This window comes from Ruegeria sp. AM9, from assembly GCF_056540565.1.
Genome location: NZ_JBQFWY010000002.1, coordinates 44658 through 66117, shown reverse-complemented (window position 1 = coordinate 66117; position 21460 = coordinate 44658). Strand labels below are relative to the sequence as shown.

19 protein-coding genes and 3 tRNA genes are annotated in these 21460 nt (G+C 61.0%); 10 read left to right on the top strand and 12 right to left on the bottom strand.

What is annotated here, in order from left to right; translation table 11 throughout:
• Nucleotides 1-158: 158 nt before the first annotated feature.
• Both ACR0DO_RS05160 and ACR0DO_RS05155 read left to right on the top strand, forming a co-directional pair.
• On the top strand, nucleotides 159-428 hold the full coding sequence (locus ACR0DO_RS05160; RefSeq protein ID WP_170325099.1) for an usg protein: 270 nt from the start codon (nucleotides 159-161) through the stop codon (nucleotides 426-428).
• 103 nt (nucleotides 429-531) lie between these two features.
• A complete protein-coding gene (locus tag ACR0DO_RS05155) occupies nucleotides 532-1227 on the top strand; it encodes a lipid-binding SYLF domain-containing protein (protein ID WP_480557051.1) in 696 nt (231 codons plus the stop codon).
• Here ACR0DO_RS05155 and ACR0DO_RS05150 read toward each other — a convergent pair whose 3' ends face one another.
• Nucleotides 1228-2181: a radical SAM protein gene (locus tag ACR0DO_RS05150; RefSeq protein WP_480557050.1), complete on the bottom strand. Its 954-nt coding sequence runs from the start codon at nucleotides 2179-2181 to the stop codon at nucleotides 1228-1230.
• A gap of 163 nt (nucleotides 2182-2344) precedes the next feature.
• Between ACR0DO_RS05150 and zwf the strand changes: the two genes are divergently transcribed.
• From zwf to ACR0DO_RS05130, 4 genes are all read left to right on the top strand, one after another.
• Nucleotides 2345-3793, top strand: a complete 1449-nt coding sequence (gene zwf / locus ACR0DO_RS05145) for a glucose-6-phosphate dehydrogenase (protein WP_480557049.1) — start codon at nucleotides 2345-2347, stop codon at nucleotides 3791-3793.
• Complete coding sequence (gene pgl, locus ACR0DO_RS05140; protein ID WP_170443754.1) at nucleotides 3790-4461, top strand: 6-phosphogluconolactonase; 672 nt, start codon at nucleotides 3790-3792, stop codon at nucleotides 4459-4461. The genes zwf and pgl overlap by 4 nt, the downstream gene beginning before the upstream one ends.
• Nucleotides 4462-4465: 4 nt before the next feature.
• A complete protein-coding gene (gene pgi / locus ACR0DO_RS05135) occupies nucleotides 4466-6076 on the top strand; it encodes a glucose-6-phosphate isomerase (RefSeq protein ID WP_480557048.1) in 1611 nt (536 codons plus the stop codon).
• A gap of 181 nt (nucleotides 6077-6257) precedes the next feature.
• A complete protein-coding gene (locus tag ACR0DO_RS05130) occupies nucleotides 6258-7877 on the top strand; it encodes a long-chain-fatty-acid--CoA ligase (protein ID WP_480557047.1) in 1620 nt (539 codons plus the stop codon).
• Nucleotides 7878-7896: 19 nt separating this feature from the next.
• Here the strand turns inward: ACR0DO_RS05130 and ACR0DO_RS05125 are convergent.
• The 3 genes from ACR0DO_RS05125 to ACR0DO_RS05115 all read right to left on the bottom strand — a co-directional run bounded on the left by ACR0DO_RS05125 (nucleotide 7897) and on the right by ACR0DO_RS05115 (nucleotide 9167).
• Nucleotides 7897-7971: transfer RNA gene (locus ACR0DO_RS05125), tRNA-Asn, on the bottom strand.
• Nucleotides 7972-8100: 129 nt separating this feature from the next.
• Nucleotides 8101-8175, bottom strand: a tRNA-Asn gene (locus ACR0DO_RS05120).
• 77 nt (nucleotides 8176-8252) lie between these two features.
• Nucleotides 8253-9167 carry an MBL fold metallo-hydrolase gene (locus tag ACR0DO_RS05115; RefSeq protein WP_480557045.1) on the bottom strand — a complete coding sequence of 305 codons (915 nt, stop codon included), beginning with the start codon at nucleotides 9165-9167 and terminating at the stop codon, nucleotides 8253-8255.
• Between the two features lie 44 nt (nucleotides 9168-9211).
• Here ACR0DO_RS05115 and ACR0DO_RS05110 point away from each other — a divergent pair, with 44 nt between their 5' ends.
• Entirely contained in the window at nucleotides 9212-10531 is a 1320-nt protein-coding gene (locus ACR0DO_RS05110; RefSeq protein ID WP_480557043.1) for an ATP-binding protein, read from the top strand.
• Between the two features lie 11 nt (nucleotides 10532-10542).
• On the opposite strand, the gene ACR0DO_RS05105 is transcribed toward ACR0DO_RS05110, so the two are convergent.
• The 8 genes from ACR0DO_RS05105 to ACR0DO_RS05070 form a co-directional block, all read right to left on the bottom strand.
• Nucleotides 10543-11469, bottom strand: coding sequence for a 3-hydroxyacyl-CoA dehydrogenase NAD-binding domain-containing protein (locus ACR0DO_RS05105; protein ID WP_480557041.1), 927 nt, complete (start codon nucleotides 11467-11469; stop codon nucleotides 10543-10545).
• Nucleotides 11469-12209, bottom strand: a complete 741-nt coding sequence (locus tag ACR0DO_RS05100) for an SDR family NAD(P)-dependent oxidoreductase (protein ID WP_480557039.1) — start codon at nucleotides 12207-12209, stop codon at nucleotides 11469-11471. The genes ACR0DO_RS05105 and ACR0DO_RS05100 overlap by 1 nt, the downstream gene beginning before the upstream one ends.
• Complete coding sequence (locus ACR0DO_RS05095; protein ID WP_480557037.1) at nucleotides 12209-13627, bottom strand: gamma-aminobutyraldehyde dehydrogenase; 1419 nt, start codon at nucleotides 13625-13627, stop codon at nucleotides 12209-12211. The genes ACR0DO_RS05100 and ACR0DO_RS05095 overlap by 1 nt, the downstream gene beginning before the upstream one ends.
• A 25-nt stretch (nucleotides 13628-13652) precedes the next feature.
• Entirely contained in the window at nucleotides 13653-14441 is a 789-nt protein-coding gene (locus tag ACR0DO_RS05090) for an SDR family NAD(P)-dependent oxidoreductase (RefSeq protein ID WP_480557035.1), read from the bottom strand.
• On the bottom strand, nucleotides 14441-15976 hold the full coding sequence (gene betC / locus ACR0DO_RS05085) for a choline-sulfatase (protein ID WP_480557033.1): 1536 nt from the start codon (nucleotides 15974-15976) through the stop codon (nucleotides 14441-14443). Before betC ends, ACR0DO_RS05090 begins: the two co-directional genes overlap by 1 nt.
• On the bottom strand, nucleotides 15973-17112 hold the full coding sequence (locus ACR0DO_RS05080; RefSeq protein ID WP_480557031.1) for an aromatic ring-hydroxylating oxygenase subunit alpha: 1140 nt from the start codon (nucleotides 17110-17112) through the stop codon (nucleotides 15973-15975). The genes betC and ACR0DO_RS05080 overlap by 4 nt, the downstream gene beginning before the upstream one ends.
• Nucleotides 17113-17243: 131 nt before the next feature.
• Entirely contained in the window at nucleotides 17244-18260 is a 1017-nt protein-coding gene (locus ACR0DO_RS05075) for a GlxA family transcriptional regulator (protein WP_480557029.1), read from the bottom strand.
• Between the two features lie 103 nt (nucleotides 18261-18363).
• Nucleotides 18364-18440, bottom strand: a tRNA-Ile gene (locus ACR0DO_RS05070).
• A 107-nt stretch (nucleotides 18441-18547) separates the two neighbouring features.
• Here ACR0DO_RS05070 and purM point away from each other — a divergent pair.
• The 3 genes from purM to rnd all read left to right on the top strand — a co-directional run bounded on the left by purM (nucleotide 18548) and on the right by rnd (nucleotide 21456).
• Nucleotides 18548-19594 (top strand): phosphoribosylformylglycinamidine cyclo-ligase, encoded by a 1047-nt coding sequence (gene purM, locus ACR0DO_RS05065; RefSeq protein ID WP_480557027.1) that lies wholly within the window; start codon nucleotides 18548-18550, stop codon nucleotides 19592-19594.
• Nucleotides 19591-20187, top strand: a complete 597-nt coding sequence (purN, locus tag ACR0DO_RS05060; RefSeq protein WP_480557025.1) for a phosphoribosylglycinamide formyltransferase — start codon at nucleotides 19591-19593, stop codon at nucleotides 20185-20187. Before purM ends, purN begins: the two co-directional genes overlap by 4 nt.
• A gap of 111 nt (nucleotides 20188-20298) precedes the next feature.
• On the top strand, nucleotides 20299-21456 hold the full coding sequence (gene rnd / locus ACR0DO_RS05055) for a ribonuclease D (protein WP_480557023.1): 1158 nt from the start codon (nucleotides 20299-20301) through the stop codon (nucleotides 21454-21456).
• Nucleotides 21457-21460: the final 4 nt, after the last annotated feature.

The window sequence follows — 21460 nt, the reverse complement described above, 5'->3', positions numbered from 1 at the left end:
GTGGATGTACCTTATCAGACCCGGCACATAAGGTGCAAGCAAGCAACCCTTTTACCCGCGAAAAACCCCGGTAACATCAGAGTAACACTTTGTTAACTAAGGATTAGGGTGTTTTTGTGCTACCATGAAGAGACCTTGCAACAAAATTGGAGGTCTGCATGGAGCAAAGCGAAACCGAATTGATGCTCAAGGGGTACGGGCTGACGACGGCGGAATTCTTCTACCATATGCCCGACTATATTCACGTTCTGAACACGTTCATCTGGCAGGATTACGATCTGGCGCCGGACCATCCAAAGCTCTTTAAATTTGTCGAGTTCTGGCAGCGCGAGATCGAAGGTCCGCTGCATTCGGTCCGGTTCACGCACCGCAAGATGATCGCGCCCGGAGAGTGGCGCAATGTCGTGGGTGAATTCAGAGTAAATTGAGTGTCAGGCCATATTTTTGGCCAGTAACGATTGAAACGCATTATTTTTTTGGTGCTTGGGTTAAGGTGTCGACCAAATCATTGGTCATATACGGAATCGCTTTATGTCCCGAGTGTTGTTTCTTGCTGCCGCCTTGTTGATCGGCGCACCTGCCGCTGCCGAAGGCGTTCTGGATAAAATCAAAAAAGGTGCGGAAAACGCGGCCGATGCCATCGGGCACGGAGCCGAAGCCGTGGGCGACACCGTGGAAAAGGGCGCGGAGGTCGTCGGCGAGACCGTCGATTCAACCGCCGATCTGGTCACAAATGAGGCCACGCCCGAGGAGACCCGCGCCAAGCTGGACCTGATGGCCAGCGAGGTTCTGACTCAGCTTCTGGCGGAAAACCCCAAAGCGGACGAGTTGTTCGGCATCAGCGCGGGCTATGCGGTGTTCGACTCGCGCAGGGTTACTGTGTTTCCGGTCTCGGCCGGGTATGGGCGCGGTGTAGCGGTGTCGAAGGATACCGGTCAGCATACCTATATGAACATGGGGACAGGCGGCGTTGGCGCGGCCGTGGGTATCGGCGGGTTCGAGACCAAATTCGTGATCCTGTTTGAAACCCCAGCCGATCTCGAGAAGTTCATCGAACACGGCTATGACGCGACCGCGGAAACCGGCGCCATGTACGGGGAGGACAGCAGTGCAGAGACCGTACGCTTCACCGATGGCCGGTCGTTCTTTGTGTTGGGCAAGAAGGGCTGGCGGGTTTCGGCCGGGGCGTCTGGTACGAAATTCTGGAAATCCCCCGAATTGAACTGATCAGCCCGAGCAACTGGCTCCGCCCAGCACGCAGAACTTGGCGCAGTGGGGATGGTTCAGGTGCACGTCCGCTTCGGCCTCGGCCAGGGTGTGCCCCATCTCGAATTCAGGCGCGTAGGGCAGCAGGGTACAGGCCAGAACCGCCGGACGGTCTGCGCCCTTGCGTTTCACGACCATGCGGGCGCTGGCGCACATCACAGCGTCAGGGGATTTGTCCAAGATGTCCCAGCAGGCAGTGGTAATCTCGGGGACCTCGACGGTCTCATCCATCTCGGGGAACAGAACGGTCTGACCCGGGTTTTGCGCGTCGATCTTGAACCCATGCTCGGCGAAAAAGGCGCCGTATCCGGCGCGGCTTTCGGCGTCGGTATCGCCCCAAACGGTGCGCCCGGCAACGGTCATGTTGAACCCGTGGTCGCGCAGCCACTCCATCCCGGTCAGTGTCTTGACGAAACTGCCTTTGCCGCGTTCCTCGTCATGCAATTCGGGACGGTAGTGATCGACCGAAATCCGCAGCGTCAGCTTGTCGCCAAAGTCGCGTTGCAGTTGCACCAGACCGTCTTGCACCCGGCGGCGCATCATCGGCTGCATCGCGTTGGTCAGGATCAGCACCTCATAGCCGCGCTCAAGACAGGCGCGGGTCATGTCGATCATTTCGGGGTTCATGAACGGCTCACCACCGGTAAATCCGATTTCGCGCACCGGCCAGTTGCGGTCCTTGATCTGATCCAGGTAATCCCGCACTTCATCAGCGGTGATATAGACCAGCGCATCATTGGTCGGGCTGCTGTCGATATAGCAGTTGAGGCATTCGATATTGCACAGGGTTCCGGTGTTGAACCAAAGCGTTTCGGGGTTGCTAAGCGACACCGAGGCCCGCGTCTGCCCGTCAGCTGTCACCATTTTGTCCTGAAACTTGCCTATATTGGCGCTCTGAGGGGCGTTGTCTTTCATGCCGCTATCCGGTTCCTTGGCGTCTTGGTGCTGACTTAGCCTTTCAGGCCGGGTTAGTTAAGGGGCTCACGCCGCACCTGACAGAGTTTTGATGAGCAAAAAAATATCAAAAATGATTGCGCTAACATTAGACATGTCCGCAGGGGTAAGGTAGGGGAAACACATGGTTTCTCGTGTCATACCCGTCGATCCGTTCGATCTGGTCATTTTCGGCAGTACCGGCGATCTTGCGCAGCGCAAGATCCTTCCGGCGCTGTTTCGTCGGTTTTGTGCCGGGCAATGGCCGGGTGACGTGCAGATCATCGGTGCAGCCCGCGCCGTTTATGACCGGGATGCGTTCCGGAACATTGTCGCCGAATCGTTGCGCACCCACGCGGCCAAACAGTGCCGTGACGCCGATGCGCTGAACTCTTTCCTCCAACGGGTCGACTATGTCCCGCTGGACGCGCTGTCGGATGAAGGGTGGGACCAACTGGCGGCAAAGCTGACCGTCGACCGGGTGCGGGCCTTCTATTTCTCGGTCGGGCCGCGCCTGTTTGGCCCTTTGGCCGAAAGTATCAAATCGCATAAGCTGGCGACCCAGCAGACACGCATTGTCGTGGAAAAACCATTCGGCCACGATCTGGAAAGTGCCCGGACGTTGAACGCGACGCTGGCCAAGCATTTCTCGGAAGGTCAGATTTATCGGATCGATCACTATCTGGGCAAGGAAACCGTTCAGAACCTGATGGCCGTCCGCTTTGGCAACATGCTGTTCGAGCCGCTCTGGAACAGCCAGTATGTCGATCACATTCAGATCACGGTGGCCGAATCCGTCGGCATTGACGGGCGCGAGGAATACTATGACCGCGCGGGCGCCATGCGCGACATGATGCAGAACCACCTGATGCAATTGCTCTGCCTGATCGCGATGGAGCCTCCGGCCAAGTTCGACCCCGATGCGGTGCGCGACGAAAAGCTGAAAGTGATCCGTGCGCTGGACCCGGTCGAGCCGCACCATATCGTGCGCGGCCAGTTCGAAGGCGACGGACCCAGCTACCGTCAGGTCGTGGGCAATCCGCGCTCGACGACCGAAAGCTATGTGGCGCTCAAGGCGCATATCAGCAACTGGCGATGGGCAGGTACGCCGTTCTATCTGCGCACTGGCAAGCGGTTGGTGGCGCGGTCTTCGGTGATTAACGTGATGTTCAAGGACGCGCCGCATTCGATCTTTGGCGCGGATGCCGGGCGGCACGCCAACGTACTGTCGATCCGGTTGCAGCCAAACGAAGGCATCACGCTGAAGGTGACAATCAAGGAACCGGGGCCGGGTGGGATGCGTCTGGTCGACGTGCCCTTGGACATGAGCTTTGCCGAGGCGCTGGGGCCGGAAAATCAGGACCCGCCGGATGCATATGAGCGGCTGGTGATGGATGTGATCCGCGGCAACCAGACCCTGTTCATGCGCGGCGATGAGGTCGAGGCCGCCTGGGCCTGGACCGACCCGATCATCGCGGGCTGGCAGGCGCGCGGGGACGTTCCCAAACCTTATGAAAGTGGCAGCACTGGCCCGGGCGACGCCGAGCTGCTGATGAAACGAGACGGTCGCCGCTGGCAAGGGATAAACCCATGAAATTACAGGAATACGCAGACAGGGACATGCTGGCCATTGACGTTGCAAACGAGTTGGCGGGCGAGCTGGAATCTGCCTTGCTGCATCATGACATGGTCTCGATGGCGGTTCCCGGAGGCACCACACCCGGCCCGGTTTTTGACGTTCTTTGCGCGGCCAACCTGGAATGGGACCGGGTGCGGGTTCTGCCTACTGATGAACGCTGTGTGCCCGGCGATCATGAGCGTTCGAACGAACGCCTGATCCGCGAGCGGCTGCTGACCAACCGCGCCTCGGCGGCGCAGTACATCCCACTTTATGTGCCCGGCGAAGAGCCCGAGGATGTGCTGCCGGAACTCGAAAGCCTGATCACTCCGATCCGCCCCTTGTCGGTTGTCGTGCTTGGGATGGGCGAGGACATGCACACCGCGTCTCTGTTCCCCGGCATGGATGGGCTTGAGGCCGCGCTTGACAGCCATGCGCGCCCGTTGGCGGTGGCGCGGACCGATGTGCAACCTGAACCGCGGATAACCCTGACCGCTCCGGTGCTGGACGGTGCCTTGTCGAAACACCTGATCATCTTTGGCAGCGCCAAGCGCGCCGCGTTGGAGCGCGCCATGTCCCTGCCGCCGGAACAGGCGCCCATTGCGGCGGTCCTCGGCGGCATGACGGTCCACTGGGCGGAGTAAGCAGATGCAACTTGACGGTCTCACCGCCCTAGCCAGCGAACGAAAAGACCAGACCATTCTTGGCCTGTTTGACAAGGATGCAAACCGGGCGGGGGCGTATTCAGCCTCGACCGGTGATCTTTTGTTTGATTATTCGAAAACGCAGATCGACCACGACACTCGGGACGCCCTTATTGCCCTGTGTGATGCAGCCGGGCTGGCCGAACGGCGCGAGGCGATGTTCTCGGGCGCCAAGATCAACGAAACCGAAGGGCGCGCGGTGCTGCACACGGCGCTGCGCAATCTGGAAGGCGGACCGGTTGAGGTTGACGGTCTGGACGTTATGCCCGACGTGCTGGACACATTGCAGCGGATGCGGGTCTTTGCCGAAGAGGTGCGCGGCGGCGCGATCACCGGGGCAGGGGGCAGTTTCAGCGACGTGGTGAATATCGGCATTGGCGGTTCCGATCTGGGGCCGGTGATGGCGACCCATGCGCTTTCCCCATATCACGACGGGCCGCGGCTGCACTATGTCTCTAACGTGGATGGCGCCCATATCGCCGATACGCTGCGCCAGCTTGATCCGACGCGGACGCTGGTGATCGTGGCATCCAAGACCTTTACCACCATCGAGACCATGACCAACGCCCGCACCGCGCGGGCATGGATGATGGATGGCGGCGGTGATCCAGCCAGGCAATTCGCCGCCGTGTCCAGCGCCGTGGACAAGACCGAAACCTTTGGCATCCCCAAGGATCGCGTGTTCGGCTTTGCCGATTGGGTCGGCGGGCGCTACTCGGTCTGGGGGCCGGTCGGCCTGCCGGTGATGATCGCCGTGGGTTCGAACGCTTTCGACGCCTTCCTGCGCGGCGGGCAGGCGATGGACGTGCATTTCCGGGCCGCGAACTGGGCTGAGAACATGCCGGTGATGCTGGCCTTGGTTGGCGTCTGGCATCGGCAGGTTTTGGGCCACTCCAGCCGGGCGGTTCTGCCCTATGACCAACGCCTGTTGCGCCTGCCGGCCTATTTTCAACAGCTTGAGATGGAATCGAACGGCAAATCCGTCGCCATGGACGGCAGTCCGCTGACCATGCCCTCTGGCCCGGTGGTTTGGGGGGAGCCCGGCACCAATGGCCAGCACGCCTTTTACCAACTGATCCATCAGGGCACCGATGTAATCCCCTGTGAGTTCATGGTCGCCGCCGAAGGTCACGAGCCCGAACTCGCCCACCACCACCGCCTGCTTCTGGCCAATTGTCTGGCGCAGTCCGAGGCGCTGATGCGCGGCCGGTCGCTGGACGAGGCCCGGCAGCGCATGGCTAGCGCGGGCCTGCAAGGCGATGAGCTGGAGCGTCAGGCCCGCCACCGTGTGTTCTCCGGTAATCGGCCGTCCACGACCCTGATCTATCCGAAGCTGACGCCATTTGTGCTGGGCCAGATCATTGCACTTTACGAGCACCGCGTGTTTGTCGAAGGGGTGCTGCTTGGGATCAACTCGTTCGACCAGTGGGGCGTTGAGTTGGGCAAGGAGCTGGCAACTTCGCTTGGCCCGATTGTCGATGGTGAGGAAAGCGCGGACGGCAAGGATGGTTCGACCGCCGCGCTGGTGGCCTATGCGCTGCGCCACCGGGACTAGGTTCCGGTAAATCAGCGATTTGCCGCTGCGGCGGGCCACAATCTTTTGTTGTCAGAAAAATAAATGATTGGCAGGATTTCCCCCAGGTCAGAGCCTTGACGACCCGGTGTTTCCTAAACTCCGGGGAAGGCAAAAAATGGTGCCGCCAAACAGAAGCGTCGCCACCAAAGGGAGGACGCCCATGCTGGGACAGATGATGACGCAGCCTTTGCTGATCTCGTCGCTGATCAATCACGCCGACAGATACCACGGTCAGACCGAGATCTACTCGGTCGAGACCGACGGCACGGTGACTGGGACACATTGGGCAGAAGTTGCGGAAAATGCGCAGAAACTGGCCTCGGCGCTGACCGCACTGGGGCTAGAGCCGCAAGCCCGGATTGGGACCTTGGCCTGGAATAATCGGCGACATCTTGAAATTTATTTTGCGACGTCGGGCGCAGGGTTCGTCTGCCACACGGTAAACCCGCGCCTGTTCCCCGAGCAACTGACCTATATCATCAACCACGCGCAGGATCGGGTGCTGTTCTTCGACGCGACATTCATCCCGCTGGTGGCCGCGTTGCAGGAGCATTTGACAGAAGTTCAACACTTCGTCCTGATGGGGCCGCGGAATGAAGACGCGGTCGCCCAAATCCCCGGCGTTCAGTTCTATGACGACCTGATCGAAACCGGCGATGCGGGGTTCCAATGGCCCAGCTTTGACGAGAATACCGCGTCCAGCCTTTGCTATACGTCGGGCACGACCGGTAACCCCAAGGGGGTGCTGTATTCGCATCGCTCGACCGTGCTGCACAGCTTTGGGTCGAACACCCGCGATGTGATCGGGTTCTCGGCGATGGATGTGGTGATGCCCGTGGTGCCGATGTTCCATGTAAACGCCTGGGGTTCGCCCTATGCCTGCGCCATGTCGGGTTCTCGCATGGTGTTGCCGGGGCCGGATTTGCATGGTGAGGCCTTGGTCAAGCTGATCGACACATACGGTGTCACGCTTGCCCTGGGGGTGCCGACGATCTGGCAGGGGTTGCTGGCCTATGCTGCTCAGTCCGGAACTACGCTGGCCAGCCTCGAACGCACGGTCATCGGTGGGGCCGCGTGCCCGCCGTCGATGATCGAAACCTTCCGCGAAACCTATGGCGTTGATACCGTACACGCCTGGGGCATGAGCGAGATGAGCCCGCTGGGCACCGCAAACCAGCCCTTGGCCAAACACCTCGACCTGCCAGTGGACGAGCAGCATGGGCTACGGGAAAGCCAGGGGCGGCCCTGTTACGGCGTTGAGTTGAAGATCGTGGACGACGACGGCAATGACTTGCCGCATGACGGCGAAACGCAGGGTGATCTGCTGGTGCGTGGGTTCTGGGTGCTGGACAGCTATTTCCAGATGCAAGATCAAGAACTTTTGCAGGATGGCTGGTTCGCGACCGGGGATGTGGCCACGCTGGACCCCGACGGGTACATGACCATCCGCGACCGCTCAAAGGATATCATCAAGTCCGGCGGCGAGTGGATCAGTTCGGTAGAATTGGAAAACATCGCCGTTGCGCATCCCAAACTGGCGACAGCCGCCGTGGTCGGCGTGCCGCATCCGAAATGGGGTGAGCGCCCCTTGTTGGTGGCGGTCAAAGCCGACGGTGAAGAGCCGGCCGAAGAAGAGATACTGGCGTTTTACGGCGGCAAGATCGCCAACTGGCAGGTGCCGGACAAAGTGGTGTTCGTCGATGCCTTGCCCTTGAACGCCACCGGCAAGGTGTTGAAGCGAACTCTGCGCGCGGATTTCGAGGGTGCCTTGACGGGCTGAGATTCAAAACAAGGGGATATGGCTCCGGCGGTAGGGATCGAACCTACGACCAATTGATTAACAGTCAACTGCTCTACCGCTGAGCTACGCCGGAACGGTTCGCGCCGTATAGCAACCTGTATCTGCGGCGTCCAGAGGGCGTTTAAGATTTTTCGTCGAAAATTCCCGCACCGTGACTTGTGTGGAATTCAGCGCGCTGGAGGGCTGGGAAATAGGGGGATTTTGGCTCCGGCGGTAGGGATCGAACCTACGACCAATTGATTAACAGTCAACTGCTCTACCGCTGAGCTACGCCGGAACTGAGGGGCGTATAACAACCTCGATTTTCGTCGTCCAGAGGGGAATGTAACGTTTTCCCAAAAAAGTTCCGCGCCCTCAGGATTGTCTGTAAAAACGCGCGGTTGCGGATAGCGCGCCGTCGGTGGTGACCTTTGATTTTCCAAGCAGATCAATAAGATGCGCGAAAACGTTTCTTTCCGCAGCGGGCAGCAGCGCGACCGGAGTGTCCACGTAGATACGTTCGGCCAGATCTCGGGCCGTGCCGGGTTGGTGTTCGAGCGCCGACAGAATCTGTGCCTCGCGTGTCAGGCGATGATCGATCAGCCAGTCGAGCCGCGCGGCGGGGTCGGGAATCGGGGCTCCGTGCCCCGAGTGAAACACGGACCAGTCGCGCGCCCGCAACCGATGGCAGGCGGTCATGAAATCCGTCAGGTCTCCGTCCGGGGGTGAGACCAGCGAACTTGCCCATCCCATGACGTGATCTCCGGTGAAGCAGACATTGCCCCAGCCCAAAGCGATGTGGTTGCCCAGATGGCCGGGGGTGTGAATCACTTCAAGCTGCCAGCCATCGCCAGTGATCTGCGCGCTATCGGGCAGTTCGACATCCGGGCGAAAAGCGGTGTCGATGCCTTCACCACCGCCTGCCAACCCGCCTTGCGCCAGTTCGGTCATTACTGCGCTGCGCCCGGCCTCGGGTCCGCCAAAGGCCAGAACGGGCGCGCCGGTGCGCTCGGACAGGGGGCGCGCCAGCGGAGAGTGGTCCAGATGGCTGTGGGTCACGATGATGTGGCTGATGCGCTGGCCGGGCTGCACGGCGTCCAGAATCGCCCCAAGATGTGCGTCGCTGCGCGGGCCGGGATCAATCACGGCAAGGTCGCCAGTACCCAGCAGATAGGTGTTGGTCCCGCGATAGGTCATGGGTGAGGGATTCGGGGCCAGAATTCGGCGCAGACCCGGTTGCAGCTCGATAGCTGGTCCGGCAGGTGGGTTGAAATCGTCCGGGGTCTGCATTCTGCGCTCTTTCTCTTGTCGTAACAGCCCGTTAGGTTTAGCGCATGTCGGCGCAATGGCTCAAATCCTATATGCCGCGCAGCCTCTATACCCGTGCTGCGCTGATACTGGTTCTGCCAGTGGTCGTCCTGTTGTTGGTGGTTGGCGTCGCGTTCCTGCAAAAACACCTTGAGGATGTCACCGCGCAGATGACCCGGGCGGCCTCGCGCGAGGTAATGCTGGTGGTTGATGAGGTGAACGCGACCGAAACCCAACAACAGGCGCTGGCGGTTGTCCGGCCCGATCTGCAGGCGCTGGATATGAAGGCGCGCTTTCTGGACATCAACGAAGAACCGATAGTCGGGCAACGTCGCTGGTATGACTTCATCGCACCGCAGGTCGAGGCGGACCTGCGCGCCTTGTTACCGGATCTTGCAGCGGTTGCTTTGCCCAGCGGGCAAGAGGCGCGCGTGTATATGCAGACCGACCTTGGCCTGTTGCAGTTGACCTTTGATCGGCGGCGTCTGTCACCAGTGGCACCGCATCAGTTGATCGTGACGATGCTGTTTTTTGCGATCATCATGACCTCGATTTCGTTTCTCTACATGCGCAATCAATTGCGTCCGATCACCCGTCTGGCCGAGGCCGCGCAGGCCTTTGGCCGGGGCAGGGTGGTGCCGTATTCGCCGGGCGGCGCGATCGAAGTGCGGGCGGCGGGCAGTGCCTTTCTGGACATGCGCGCCCGTATCGAACGCCAGATGGAGCAGCGCACCATGATGCTGTCTGGAGTGAGTCACGACCTCCGAACCCCTCTGACCCGTCTGAAACTGGGCCTGTCGATGTTGCCCGAAGATGAAGCCGCGCCCCTGCAACAAGACGTCGATGAGATGCAGTTGCTGTTGGACGCTTTCCTTGAGTTTTCGCGCGGGGCGGCCGAAGGATCGCCCGAGGCCGTCGATCCCAAAGGCCTGTTGCAGCAGATCGTCAAGGACGCGCGCCGAGCGGGTTATGAGGCCGATCTGATCTCGGTTGACGGCGAGGGGATCGCGATGTTGCGCCCGACAGCCATCCGGCGCGCGGTTGAGAACCTTATCGGGAATGCCGTGCGATACGGCAAACACGCCGATGTCAGCCTGTCAATCACGCCGAAATCCGTTCGTATTCGGGTCGAGGATGACGGGCCGGGCATACCGCCCGATCAGCGGTCCGAGGCGGTGAAACCCTTTTCGCGCCTCGATCCGGCGCGCAATCAGAATCAGGGCACCGGAGTCGGGCTGGGCCTTGCTATCGTGTCGGATATCGCGCGCGCGCATGGCGGCGTGCTGCGCCTGAGCAAGAGCGAACGTTTGGGAGGCCTCTGCGCCGATATCATCATCGGACGTTGACGCCGTGGCGGTCATCGCAGCCCGGCAACCGACTTTTGCATGGCAACGATCAGGGCGTCCCGCGTCCGCGCCAGTTCGGTCGTGGATTTTCCTGCGGCTGCGGCCTCGACCCCCTGTGTCAGCACGCGTGTGACCCCTTCGGTAAGGTGGACCTGACCCAGATCATCCCACCAGCCGTTGAACGTGTCCGTGAAGTGGTCGCAGAAGGCCTGCAACCCGCCGTCACCTGCGCCGAGGTTGAACAGCATGGTCGGCCCCATTGCCGCCCAGCGCAGGCCGGGTCCGGCCCAGATGGCTTTGTCCACATCCTCGACCGACGCGACGCCAGAGACGACAAGGCTGATCGCCTCGCGCCAGATCGCGGCCTGAAGGCGGTTGGCGACATGGCCGGGGACCTCTTTGTGTAGCCGGATCGTGGTTTTCCCGACGGCCTGATAGAAGTGCTCAGCCGCATCAACCACGCCGTCGGCGGTGCGCGTGTTGCCCAGCACCTCGACCAGAGGGATCAGGTGCGGCGGGTTGAACGGGTGCCCCAGAACGAAGCGCGACGGGTCGGTCCATCCCGGCTGCATCTGGCTGAGGGTCAGCCCCGAGGCAGAGCTGGCAACGATCGCATCGGATGTCAGGGCGGGCTCGATCTCGGCAAAGGTGGCGTGTTTGATCGGCAGGCGTTCAGGGACGTTTTCCTGTACGAAAGCGGCACCCTCGACCGCACGGGCCGCGCTGGTATGAAACGTGATGGCATCGGGCGTGCCGCGGGCCGCCAGCCCAAGCTCGGTCATTGTGGGCCAGGCGGTTTCAATATAGGCCCGAACCTTGTGCTCGACATCCGGGTCCGGATCGAACATCGCCACTGATCTGCCCGAGGCCAGAAACAGCGCCGCCCAACTGGCGCCAATGGTGCCGCCGCCCAGACAGGCGGTGTGTGCGAACTCCATCAGAATAGCCCCGGATTGAGGGGAGAAGCCGCCGTCAGGCCGCCATCCACGGTGAACAACTGGCCGGTGGCAAAAACGGCCTCGTCCGAGGCCAGCCAGACCGCCATGCTGGCGATATCCTCGGGCTTGCCAAATCGGCGTGTCGCGTGTCGGGCCAACGCGTCGCGCCGGGCGGTATCGGGGTTGGCTGCCAGATCAAAGCCAGCTTCCAGCATTCCCGTTTCGATCCAGCCGGGGCAGATCGCGTTGCAGCGTATCTTGGGGCCGTGATCCACCGCAATTGACCGGGTCAGCCCATGCACAAACGCTTTGGACGCGTTATATAGGGCCATCGACGGGTCCGCGACCTGACCCGAGATTGAGCCGATATTTATGATCGATCCACCCTCGGACATGCGCGGGATGTAGGCGCGGCACATGTTGAAAACGCCTCGGCAATTGGTGCCGATCACCGCGTCCCAATCTGCGTCCGTGCTGCCGGTCACAGTCTTTTCAACCTGAACGCCCGCGTTGTTGACCAGAATGTCCGTGCCGTCCGTTACGTAGGCCAATTCGTCGACTGCGTTGGCATTGGTGACGTCCAGCGGATACCAGATCACGCTGTCCGACAGCTCTTCGGGCCTTGCGCCGCGTCCGCAGGTCGTGACGGCAGCCCCTTCGCGCAGGAAGGCCTCGACAATCCCGCGCCCGATGCCTTGGCGGCCACCGGTCACCAGTGCTCGTTTCCCAGCCAACCGCATCAGTGTGCCACCATCACATGCCGCACAGATGTATAAGCATCCAGCGCGTAGACCGACATGTCACAGCCGGTGCCCGAACCCTTCATTGCGGCCCAGGGCATTTCCGCTGCGGGCATCCCATGCGTGTTCACCCAGGTCATGCCATAGCGCAGTTGCGCGGTCATTTTCATTGCGGTCGAAACATCCCTTGTCCAGATCGACGAGGCCAGACCATAGCGCCCGGAATTGGCGATCCGCAGCGCGTCTTCAGCCTCGGAAAAGCGCGACAGGGTGACGACCGGGCCGAAGACTTCGCTACACGCGATCTCGGCACTATTGTCGACATTGGCCACAACGGTCGGCTGGTAGAAAAAACCGGGGCCGTCTGCGATCCGCCCGCCCACGGTGATCTCGCAACTGCTGCGGGTGCGGTCAACGAACCCCGCAACGCGGTCCCTTTGGGTGGCCGAGACGATGGGGCCCATTTCGGTGCCCTCGGCCTTGGGGGCGCCGATCCTGATCTGGCTGACCTGCTCCGAGACAGCCGCAATGAGCTTGTCGTAGATCCCGTCCTGCACCATCACCCGGCAGGGTTGGGCACAGTCCTGACCCGCGTTGAAGAATGATCCGTAGCGGATCGTTTCCGCCACCGTGTCGATATCGGCATCGTCGAATACGATGACCGGGGCTTTGCCGCCAAGTTCCAGATGCACGTGGCGGATTTGGTTCGACGCCGCCCTCATCGCTGCCATTCCCGTGGCGGGAGAGCCGGTGATCGAAATCCCCTCGATCCGCGGGTCGTTGATCAGAGTGTCTCCGACCGAGGTCCCCCGACCATGCACCACATTCAGCACGCCTTTGGGCAGCACATCGGCCAGCAATTCCGCCAGCCGCAACGTGGCCAGAGGGGTAATCTCGGAGGGCTTCATGACGATGGTGCAGCCCGCCGCCAGCGGGGCCGCAATCTTCCAAGCAGCCATCATCAGCGGATAGTTCCACGGCGCGATCGAAGCGACAGGGCCGATCGGGTCCTTGCGGATCATCGAGGTATGCCCCGCGGCATACTCCCCGGCCACCGACCCGGTCATCGTGCGCGCAGCTCCGGCCATGAACCGGAACGTGTCGATGGTCAGCGGCATTTCCTCATCGCGGGCCATGGGCCAGGGTTTGCCAACATCCAGCGTTTCCAGTTCCGCCAGTTCCTCGATGTTCTCTTCGATCACGTTGGCAATCGCGTTGAGATACCCGGCCCGGTCGGCGGGGGTGCTGAGGCGATAGGTTTCAAACGCCTCATGCGCCGCACGTGTCGCAGCCTCGATCTGATCTGGCGTGGCTTCGGGCACTTGCACGACGGTTTCTCCGGTCGTCGGGTCCAATACCGAGAGAGGTTCTCCATTGCCAGCGACCATCTCTCCGTTGATCAGCATCCGTGTTTGCATGTCTTCCCCCATCTGTCCGGTAATCTCATACCTTCATCTGCTGAACCTGCGCGCTCAGCCCACCGTCCAGAACCCATAGCTGGCCGCTGGCATAACGCGCCTCGTCCGAGGCCAGCCAGTTGACCAGATTGGCGATGTCGTCCGGCGTTCCATAGCTGCGCATCGGGTGCACATCGCGTACGGCTTGCTGCAACTGATCGATGGTTTTGCCGCCGCCACCTGAGCCATCGCCGGAAAAAAAGCTCTGCAACATGGGGGTGTCCACGTAGCCAGGGCAGATCGCGTTCACGCGGATACCTTCGGGGCCATGATCGCAGGCCATCGCTTTGGTCAGCGCATGAACCGCGCCCTTTGTGGCGCAATAGGCGGCAAGGCCGGGATCTGCGATGAACCCGTCATAGCTGCCGAAATTGATGATCGAGGCGCCGCCGCCTGTGGCAGCCTTCCGCAGCAAAGGCAGAGCGTGCTTCGAGGTCAGAAAGGTGCCGGTGACGTTGACCGCGAAAGAGAGGTTCCACTCGTCAAGGGTGGTGTGCTCGATGGTCTTTTCGATCTCGATCCCTGCGGCATTGACCAGAATGTCCAACTGGCCCGCGTCCTGAGCGACCTGGTCCATCGCCGCAATGGCGTCTGCTTCCTGTGTCACGTCGAGTTTGACAAAAATGCTGCCGTCATCGTCATGTGCGGCCAAAGACCCTTTGGGCGTCAGGTCGGCGGCATAGACCCGCGCACCTTCACGCAGAAACCGGGCCACGATGGCGCGGCCGATCCCGCCGCGTCCGCCGGTGACGAGAGCGGTCTTACCTTCCAGCATCATTCTTTGGTCTCCTGCAAAGGCGGATAGCGATAGCGTTTGGCCGCAATGGTCCAATCCATGTGATTGCGCACATAGTCCTGTGAGGCATCCCGTGGTGGGTTGTAGTCCCAGCTTTCCCCGGGGTTAGCCGCCATCGCAGCGTGAAGGGCGCGCCGGGATTTTTGCGTGGCGATGATATCTGCGCGCAGTTTTTCACTGTCCCACCGCTGAGAAACGCGGGCTGCGAAGTGCGCGGCATGATCCGCATAGTCCGGTTCAGTCGCACGGTTCATCTTTTCCATAGGATCAGTGGACAGATCATAAAGCTGCGGCGGGTCCGGGTCGCAGTGGATATATTTCAATGGTCCGCTGCGGATCATGAAAACCGGATAGGGCGTCATCTCGGCGCAGTACTCGCCGATGGCTTCGTCCACCGGGTCAGCCTGTCCGCGTGCCAGTGGCATCAGCGAGCGACCGTCCACGGGTTCTCCGAACACGTCAGCGCTGCCTCCGGCGATGTCGACGAAGGTCGGCAACAGGTCAAGCAGTGAGCAGGCGTTTGATGCGGTGCCGTGTGCGACGCCCGGTCCGGCCATGATCAGCGGCACGCGGGCAGAGTGTTCGAAGAAGTTCATCTTGTACCACAGACCCCGCTCGCCCAGCATGTCGCCGTGATCGGCGGTGACGATGAGGATGGTGTTGTCCAGCTCTCCGACATCACTCAGCGTCTTCACCAGCGCACCCAGCTTGCTGTCGAAATAGCTGACATTGGCCAGATAGGCACGGCGGGCGCGGCGGATTTCTTCATCGGTCAAAGGGACATAGCTGGCCTCGATCCCATCCATCACCCGGCGCGAGAACGGGTCCTGTTCCTCGGGCGTCAGGGTGAATTCCGGCATCGGAACATCGTCGTCCGAATAGAGGTTCCACCACTCCGGCTTGGCGACATACGGGTCATGCGGGTGGATGAAACTGGCGACCAGGCAGAACGGAGCCTCGTCCCCTGCGGCCCGATCCCGGCCCCGGTCGATCAGCCAGCGGCGGGCGGCAAACTCGACCTCGTCATCATAGTCGGTCTGGAAGGTGGCGATGGCCTCGCCGCTTTCCTTGACGGTTGCCATGTTGTGATACCACTTGTCGATGCGCTCGTCCGGAGCCTCCCAATCGGGGGTCCAGGCAAAGTCCGACGGATAGATGTCGGTGGTCACGCGATCCTGAAACCCGTGTTTCTGGTCCGGGCCGATGAAATGCATCTTGCCCGACAGACACGTGCGATAGCCCAAGGCCTGAAGGTAATGCGCGAAGGTGGGGACCGAGGCGCGGAACTCGCTGGCATTGTCATAGGCGGCGATCCGGCTGATCAATTGCCCCGCCATGAAGGCAAACCGCGACGGCGCGCAGAGCGGTGAGTTGCAGTAGGCTGCGTCGAACCGCATTCCACGCGCGGCCAGCGCATCCATATGGGGCGTTTTCACCGTTGGATGGCCGTAAGCACCGCAGAAATGCGGTGCCAGCTGGTCGGCCATGACCACGACGATATTCGGCGGTGTCACGGTGCTGCCTGCGCGTAGGCGTCCAACACCAGCCCGTGGAAGTGATGCACGGCATGTTCCGATTTTCCCGAGCCGTTCGGGTCATGCACGATGCGCCCCTGAGTAAACGCAGGCGTGCTCATACCGCGCTGTACGCTTTCGACGATGTCGATATCTTCACGTTGCAGAACCTCATCTAGATAGCGGATGGCTTCCAGTTCCGCCGCATCCGGCTCGGGGGTTTCGAGGAAGAAGTCATAGGTTTCCAGCGTGCGGTCCGGACCCATCGGAATGATGTTCAGCACAATCATCGACGACCGACCCGGATAGCGCATCAGGCAGGTCGTGGGCCACAGCCACCAGACCGCATGGGTGCGCACCGTCGCATTTGACACGTCATAGGCGGCGTTCGCACCTTTGCCCGCCTCGGCCATGTGGCTGGAGTAGATGCCGTAGGTGGTCACTTTGTAGGTGTCCATATCTACCAGATCACAGAAATCCTTGTGGGCGGTCGGGCAGTGATAGCATTCAAGGAAATTGTCGACGACATTCTTCCAGTTTGACTTGATTTCATAGGTCAGGCGGTGGCCGAATGTCAGGTTCTCGATGTCCGGGGCCCAGTGGCGAATTTCGGTCTCCAGATTGCCGGAAACCTCGCGCAGAGGTCGCGCGTCAGGGTCGAGATTGACGTAGATGAAGCCTGCGAATTCCTCGACCTGCACCTGATCCAGGCAGATCTCCTTGGTGTTGAAATCGGTCAGACTTTCGGTTTCGGGCGCGCGGACCAACTGGCCGTTCAGCTTGTAGACCCATGCGTGGTAGGGGCACATGATGCGGGTTGTTTCGCCCTCGCCGGACAACAGGTGATGCGCGCGATGCTTGCAGACATTGTAGAAGGCGCGCAGCGTACCTTCGCGGTCGCGCACCACGGCAACGGGCCGGTTTGCAATCTCGACAGTCACATAGGATCCGGGCGCACGAAGCTTTTCGACATGGCACACCCATTGCCACGTCTTGGCGAGGATTCCATTCAGGTCCACCTGATGCCATGCCGGGTCCACATAGGCCTCGGCCTTCAAGGATTGCGTGTTGAACGGGTCGGGGCTGAACCCTTCGGATATCCGGTCGAATTGCTCTTTGGACGGCAGCGCGCTCATTTTGGGGGCTCCACAAAAGTCGTCCGGGACTGGCCCGGCGGGTTGCTTGCTGTGGGTATGATCCCCGGAAACGGGCTATGGCGCTTAACTTAGTACGCCACGAGTTTAACTTTTAACGCCATCTGAAAATGTCAGGCTTTGGGCTTACGGTGCATCGGCCAGGCACGGTATTCGAAAGGTACGCGGCCTTCGGTGCGGTCCTGGCTTGGGGGCAGTCCAAAGCGATCCTTGTAGGCCCGACTGAAATGGACCTGACTTGCAAAGCCCGACGCCATGGCGACCTGCGCAATCGGCAATTCGGTCTGCGTGACCAGACCGCGCGCCCGATCCAGCCGGATGTCACGATAATACAGGGCAGGGGTCTTCTTGATGTAGGTTGCAAACAATCGGTCGAGTTGGCGATGTGAGACACCTACCTGTTCGCAGATCGCAGGGATTGGCAGGGGGTCTTCCAGATGCGCCTCCATCACCTGAATTGCCGTCTTCAGGTTGGCCGGAACCAGCGCGCCCAGCGGCTCGCTGCCTTCGGGCTGCTGCATGGCGGCAGGGCCGCGCAGACGGTCGTGAAAGATATACCGCGCGGCCGCATTGGCCAGCGCGCTGCCATGGATGCCCTGCACGATCTTCAGCGCAAAATCCACCGAGGCGCCGCCACCGCAACAGGTGATCCGGTTGCCATCCAGTGCAAAGAGGTTCTCGACCACTTCGGTATCGGGGTACAACTCCTGAAAGGCGTCGATATGCTCGTAATGGACGGTCGCGCGTCGCCCTGTCAGTAACCCGGCCTGTGCCAGCACGAATGCGCCTGTGTCCAGCGCGCCCAAGGTGGCACCGGACCGCGCCCATTGGCGCAGGACGCTGCCGAGCCTGTCGGTCAGGTGCCTCTCGGGGTTCCAACTGGTCGAGACGATGGCGATGCCGGGCGGCTCGGGGCCGAGATCACCCAGCGCTTGCGTTTCAATTCCCGCCCCATTGCTGGACACGCAGAAGCCGCCGGTTTCCGACGCGAACACCCATTTGAAATAGGACCGTCCATCCAGATAATTGGCTGCGCGGAACGGATCGATGAATCCCATCGTAGCCGACATGTTGAAGCTGGGCGCGACGATGACGACAAGGCGGGTCGGGGGCTGGATCGTCTCGACCATGTCTTTTTGACCTCGCGCTTTGTCCTTCGGTTCAAAAAGAAAGCGATTTGGGAAAACAGTGCAAGATCGGATGCGGTGGAACGTTATCGTCAAGGCAGGGATATGGTAGGCCCGGCAGGACTTGAACCCGCAACCAAAGCGTTATGAGCGCTCTGCTCTAACCAATTGAGCTACAGGCCCGCCTGAGCGCTTTGAGTACCACGGTGAACGCCCGCGTCAAGCCTGACCGTTGCAACAGGGCGCACAATCGAATAACCCGCGCGGGAACCATTCATGAGGGGCTGGCCATGACGACGGGCAAGAACGGAATCACCTATGCCGATGCAGGTGTTGATATTGATGCGGGGAATGCTCTGGTCGACCGGATCAAACCTGCAGCCAAGCGGACCAACCGCTCGGGCGTAATGAGCGGGCTGGGCGGATTTGGTGCTCTGTTCGATCTGAAAGATGCCGGGTATCAGGACCCGATTCTGGTTGGCGCGACCGATGGCGTGGGCACCAAGCTGCGGATCGCCATTGATACTGGCGTTGTCGATGGCGTGGGTATCGATCTGGTGGCGATGTGCGTCAATGACCTGATCTGCCAGGGTGCCGAGCCGCTGTTCTTCCTCGACTATTTCGCCACCGGCAAGCTGGACACGGACACCGCAGCGCGGATCATCGAAGGCATTGCCGAGGGCTGTGTGCAGTCCGGTTGTGCGCTGATCGGTGGTGAAACGGCTGAGATGCCGGGCATGTACCCCGACGGCGATTTCGATCTGGCCGGGTTCTCGGTCGGCGCGATGGAGCGGGGGGCGCATCTGCCCACGGACGTGCAAAAAGGCGACGTTCTGCTGGGGCTGGCCTCGAACGGGGTGCATTCCAACGGCTATTCGCTGGTACGCAAACTGGTTGATATCTCGGGGCTGAGCTGGGATGCGGCGTCTCCGTTTGGTGACGGTTCGCTGGGCGAGGCACTGCTGACCCCCACGCGTCTGTACGTGAAGCCCGCGCTGCAGGCGATCCGGGCAGGGGGCGTGCATGCGCTGGCCCATATCACCGGCGGCGGCCTGACTGAAAACTTGCCGCGCGTTCTGCCCGAGGGGCTGGGTGCCGAGATTGACCTGAACGCCTGGGACCTGCCGCCCGTCTTCCGCTGGATGGCCGAGACCGGTGGAATCGTCGAGGCCGAGATGCTGAAGACTTTCAACTGCGGCATCGGCATGATCGTTGTCTGCGCCGATGATCGCGCCGACGAACTGGCCGCACTGCTGGCCGGGGCGGGTGAGACGGTTTCGCGCCTCGGTACCGTCACCGACACCCCCGGCATGGCCTATTCGGGCAAGCTGTTGTGAGCGAAAAGCGCGTCGCCATCCTGATTTCAGGCGGTGGCTCCAATATGGTGTCGCTTGTCGACAGCATGGGCGGAGATCACCCGGCGCGGCCCTGTCTGGTGCTGTCGAATGACGCCGAGGCCGGCGGTCTGAAAAAGGCCGCCGAACGTGGCATCCCGACCGCATCGGTGGATCACCGTCCGTTCAAAGGCGACCGCGCTGCGTTTGAGGCCGAATTACTGAAGCCGCTGGAACAGGCGCAGCCAGACATCGTTTGCCTTGCCGGGTTCATGCGGGTTCTGACCGGCGATTTCGTCTCGCGCTTTCAGGGACGGATGCTGAACATTCACCCCTCGCTGCTGCCGAAATACAAGGGTCTCAACACCCACGCCCGCGCGATTGAAGCGGGGGATGCCGAGCATGGATGTTCCGTTCACGAGGTGACGGCGGCGCTGGATGATGGCCCGATCCTGGGGCAGGCGCGGGTGAGTATCGAACCGGGTGATACGCCTGAACAATTGGCTGCCCGCGTGCTGGTGTGGGAGCACAAGCTCTACCCCGCAGTGTTGCGCCGTTACGCCAGTGAGGATCGGACTCCGGTGTTGCTGCCCTGATCGTCTGAGGGTGATTTACACACGTGTCATAATCGGCCTATGGTCTGCACCACGGCTGGGTACGGACAAGATGATCAGCCGAAGAAAACAAGAGCAAGAACAGCACCGCGCATGAAAACCCTGACAACGACGCAAGAGCTGGCCGATTTCTGCAAGGCCGCGGCGGAATATGACTATGTCACCGTAGATACCGAGTTTCTGCGCGAACGGACCTACTATTCAAAACTCTGTCTGGTGCAACTTGCGGTGCCGTCCGAGGACGAAGACAGCGCGGTTCTGGTCGATCCGCTTGCCGATGGTCTGTCGCTGGACCCGCTGTATGAGCTGTTCGGCAATGAGAATGTCGTCAAGGTCTTCCACGCCGCCCGTCAGGATCTTGAGATATTCTGGGTCGAGGCGGGTGTTTTTCCCACACCCCTGTTCGACACACAGGTCGCTGCGATGGTCTGCGGCTTTGGTGAGCAGGTCGGTTATGAAACGCTTGTGCGCAAGGTCTGCAAGCAGGGGGTCGACAAAACCTCGCGCTTTACTGACTGGTCCCGGCGACCGCTGTCCGAGGCGCAAAAGACTTATGCGCTGGCTGACGTGACCCACCTGCGCCAGATTTATGAACACCTCGCAGCCCAACTGAAGAAATCGCAGCGCAGCCACTGGGTGGCCGAGGAGTTGCGCACGCTGACCCAGCCGACGACGTATGACATTCGTCCCGAGGATGCGTGGAAACGTGTAAAAACCCGGACGAGTTCCGCCAAATTCCTGGCCGTGGTGCGTGAACTGGCGCAGTTCCGCGAGGCGTATGCGCAGGAAAACAACGTCCCGCGCAGCCGGGTGTTCAAGGATGACGCGCTGATCGAGCTGGCCTCGACCAAGCCGAAATCGCCCTCGGATCTGGGTGGTTCGCGCCTGCTGCTGCGCGAGGCCCGCAAAGGCGCGATTGCCGAAGGGATTCTGGCCGCCGTGAAAAAGGGGGTGAACTGCCCCGCCGATCAATTGCCGCGCGTAGATAACAGCCGCGACAAGCTGAAGGTGAACCCGGCGCTGGCGGATTTGCTGCGGGTGCTGCTGAAATCGAAAACCGAAAGCTCGGGCGTGGCGGCCAAGCTGATCGCCACCAGCTCGGAACTGGATCAGATCGCAGCGGGCGAGCGGGAATTGCCCGCCATGTCGGGTTGGCGGTTCGAGGTGTTCGGGGAAGATGCCTTGAAGCTCTGCGAAGGCAAGATCGCACTGGCCGCAAAGGGCCAGAACGTCGAGGTCGTATCCCTGTAACGCC

Coding starts and splice junctions, on each gene's coding strand:
- ACR0DO_RS05155 (WP_480557051.1), top strand. CDS start 532: ATGTCCCGAGTGTTGTTTCTTGCTGCCGCCTTGTTGATCGGCGCACCT.
- purM (WP_480557027.1), top strand. CDS start 18,548: ATGACGACGGGCAAGAACGGAATCACCTATGCCGATGCAGGTGTTGAT.
- ACR0DO_RS05105 (WP_480557041.1), bottom strand. CDS start 11,469: ATGGAGTTCGCACACACCGCCTGTCTGGGCGGCGGCACCATTGGCGCC.
- ACR0DO_RS05160 (WP_170325099.1), top strand. CDS start 159: ATGGAGCAAAGCGAAACCGAATTGATGCTCAAGGGGTACGGGCTGACG.
- ACR0DO_RS05095 (WP_480557037.1), bottom strand. CDS start 13,627: ATGCAAACACGGATGCTGATCAACGGAGAGATGGTCGCTGGCAATGGA.
- pgi (WP_480557048.1), top strand. CDS start 4,466: ATGCAACTTGACGGTCTCACCGCCCTAGCCAGCGAACGAAAAGACCAG.
- rnd (WP_480557023.1), top strand. CDS start 20,299: ATGAAAACCCTGACAACGACGCAAGAGCTGGCCGATTTCTGCAAGGCC.
- ACR0DO_RS05130 (WP_480557047.1), top strand. CDS start 6,258: ATGCTGGGACAGATGATGACGCAGCCTTTGCTGATCTCGTCGCTGATC.
- zwf (WP_480557049.1), top strand. CDS start 2,345: ATGGTTTCTCGTGTCATACCCGTCGATCCGTTCGATCTGGTCATTTTC.
- ACR0DO_RS05080 (WP_480557031.1), bottom strand. CDS start 17,112: ATGAGCGCGCTGCCGTCCAAAGAGCAATTCGACCGGATATCCGAAGGG.
- ACR0DO_RS05075 (WP_480557029.1), bottom strand. CDS start 18,260: ATGGTCGAGACGATCCAGCCCCCGACCCGCCTTGTCGTCATCGTCGCG.
- pgl (WP_170443754.1), top strand. CDS start 3,790: ATGAAATTACAGGAATACGCAGACAGGGACATGCTGGCCATTGACGTT.
- ACR0DO_RS05100 (WP_480557039.1), bottom strand. CDS start 12,209: ATGCGGTTGGCTGGGAAACGAGCACTGGTGACCGGTGGCCGCCAAGGC.
- ACR0DO_RS05110 (WP_480557043.1), top strand. CDS start 9,212: ATGTCGGCGCAATGGCTCAAATCCTATATGCCGCGCAGCCTCTATACC.
- ACR0DO_RS05150 (WP_480557050.1), bottom strand. CDS start 2,181: ATGAAAGACAACGCCCCTCAGAGCGCCAATATAGGCAAGTTTCAGGAC.
- ACR0DO_RS05115 (WP_480557045.1), bottom strand. CDS start 9,167: ATGCAGACCCCGGACGATTTCAACCCACCTGCCGGACCAGCTATCGAG.
- ACR0DO_RS05090 (WP_480557035.1), bottom strand. CDS start 14,441: ATGCTGGAAGGTAAGACCGCTCTCGTCACCGGCGGACGCGGCGGGATC.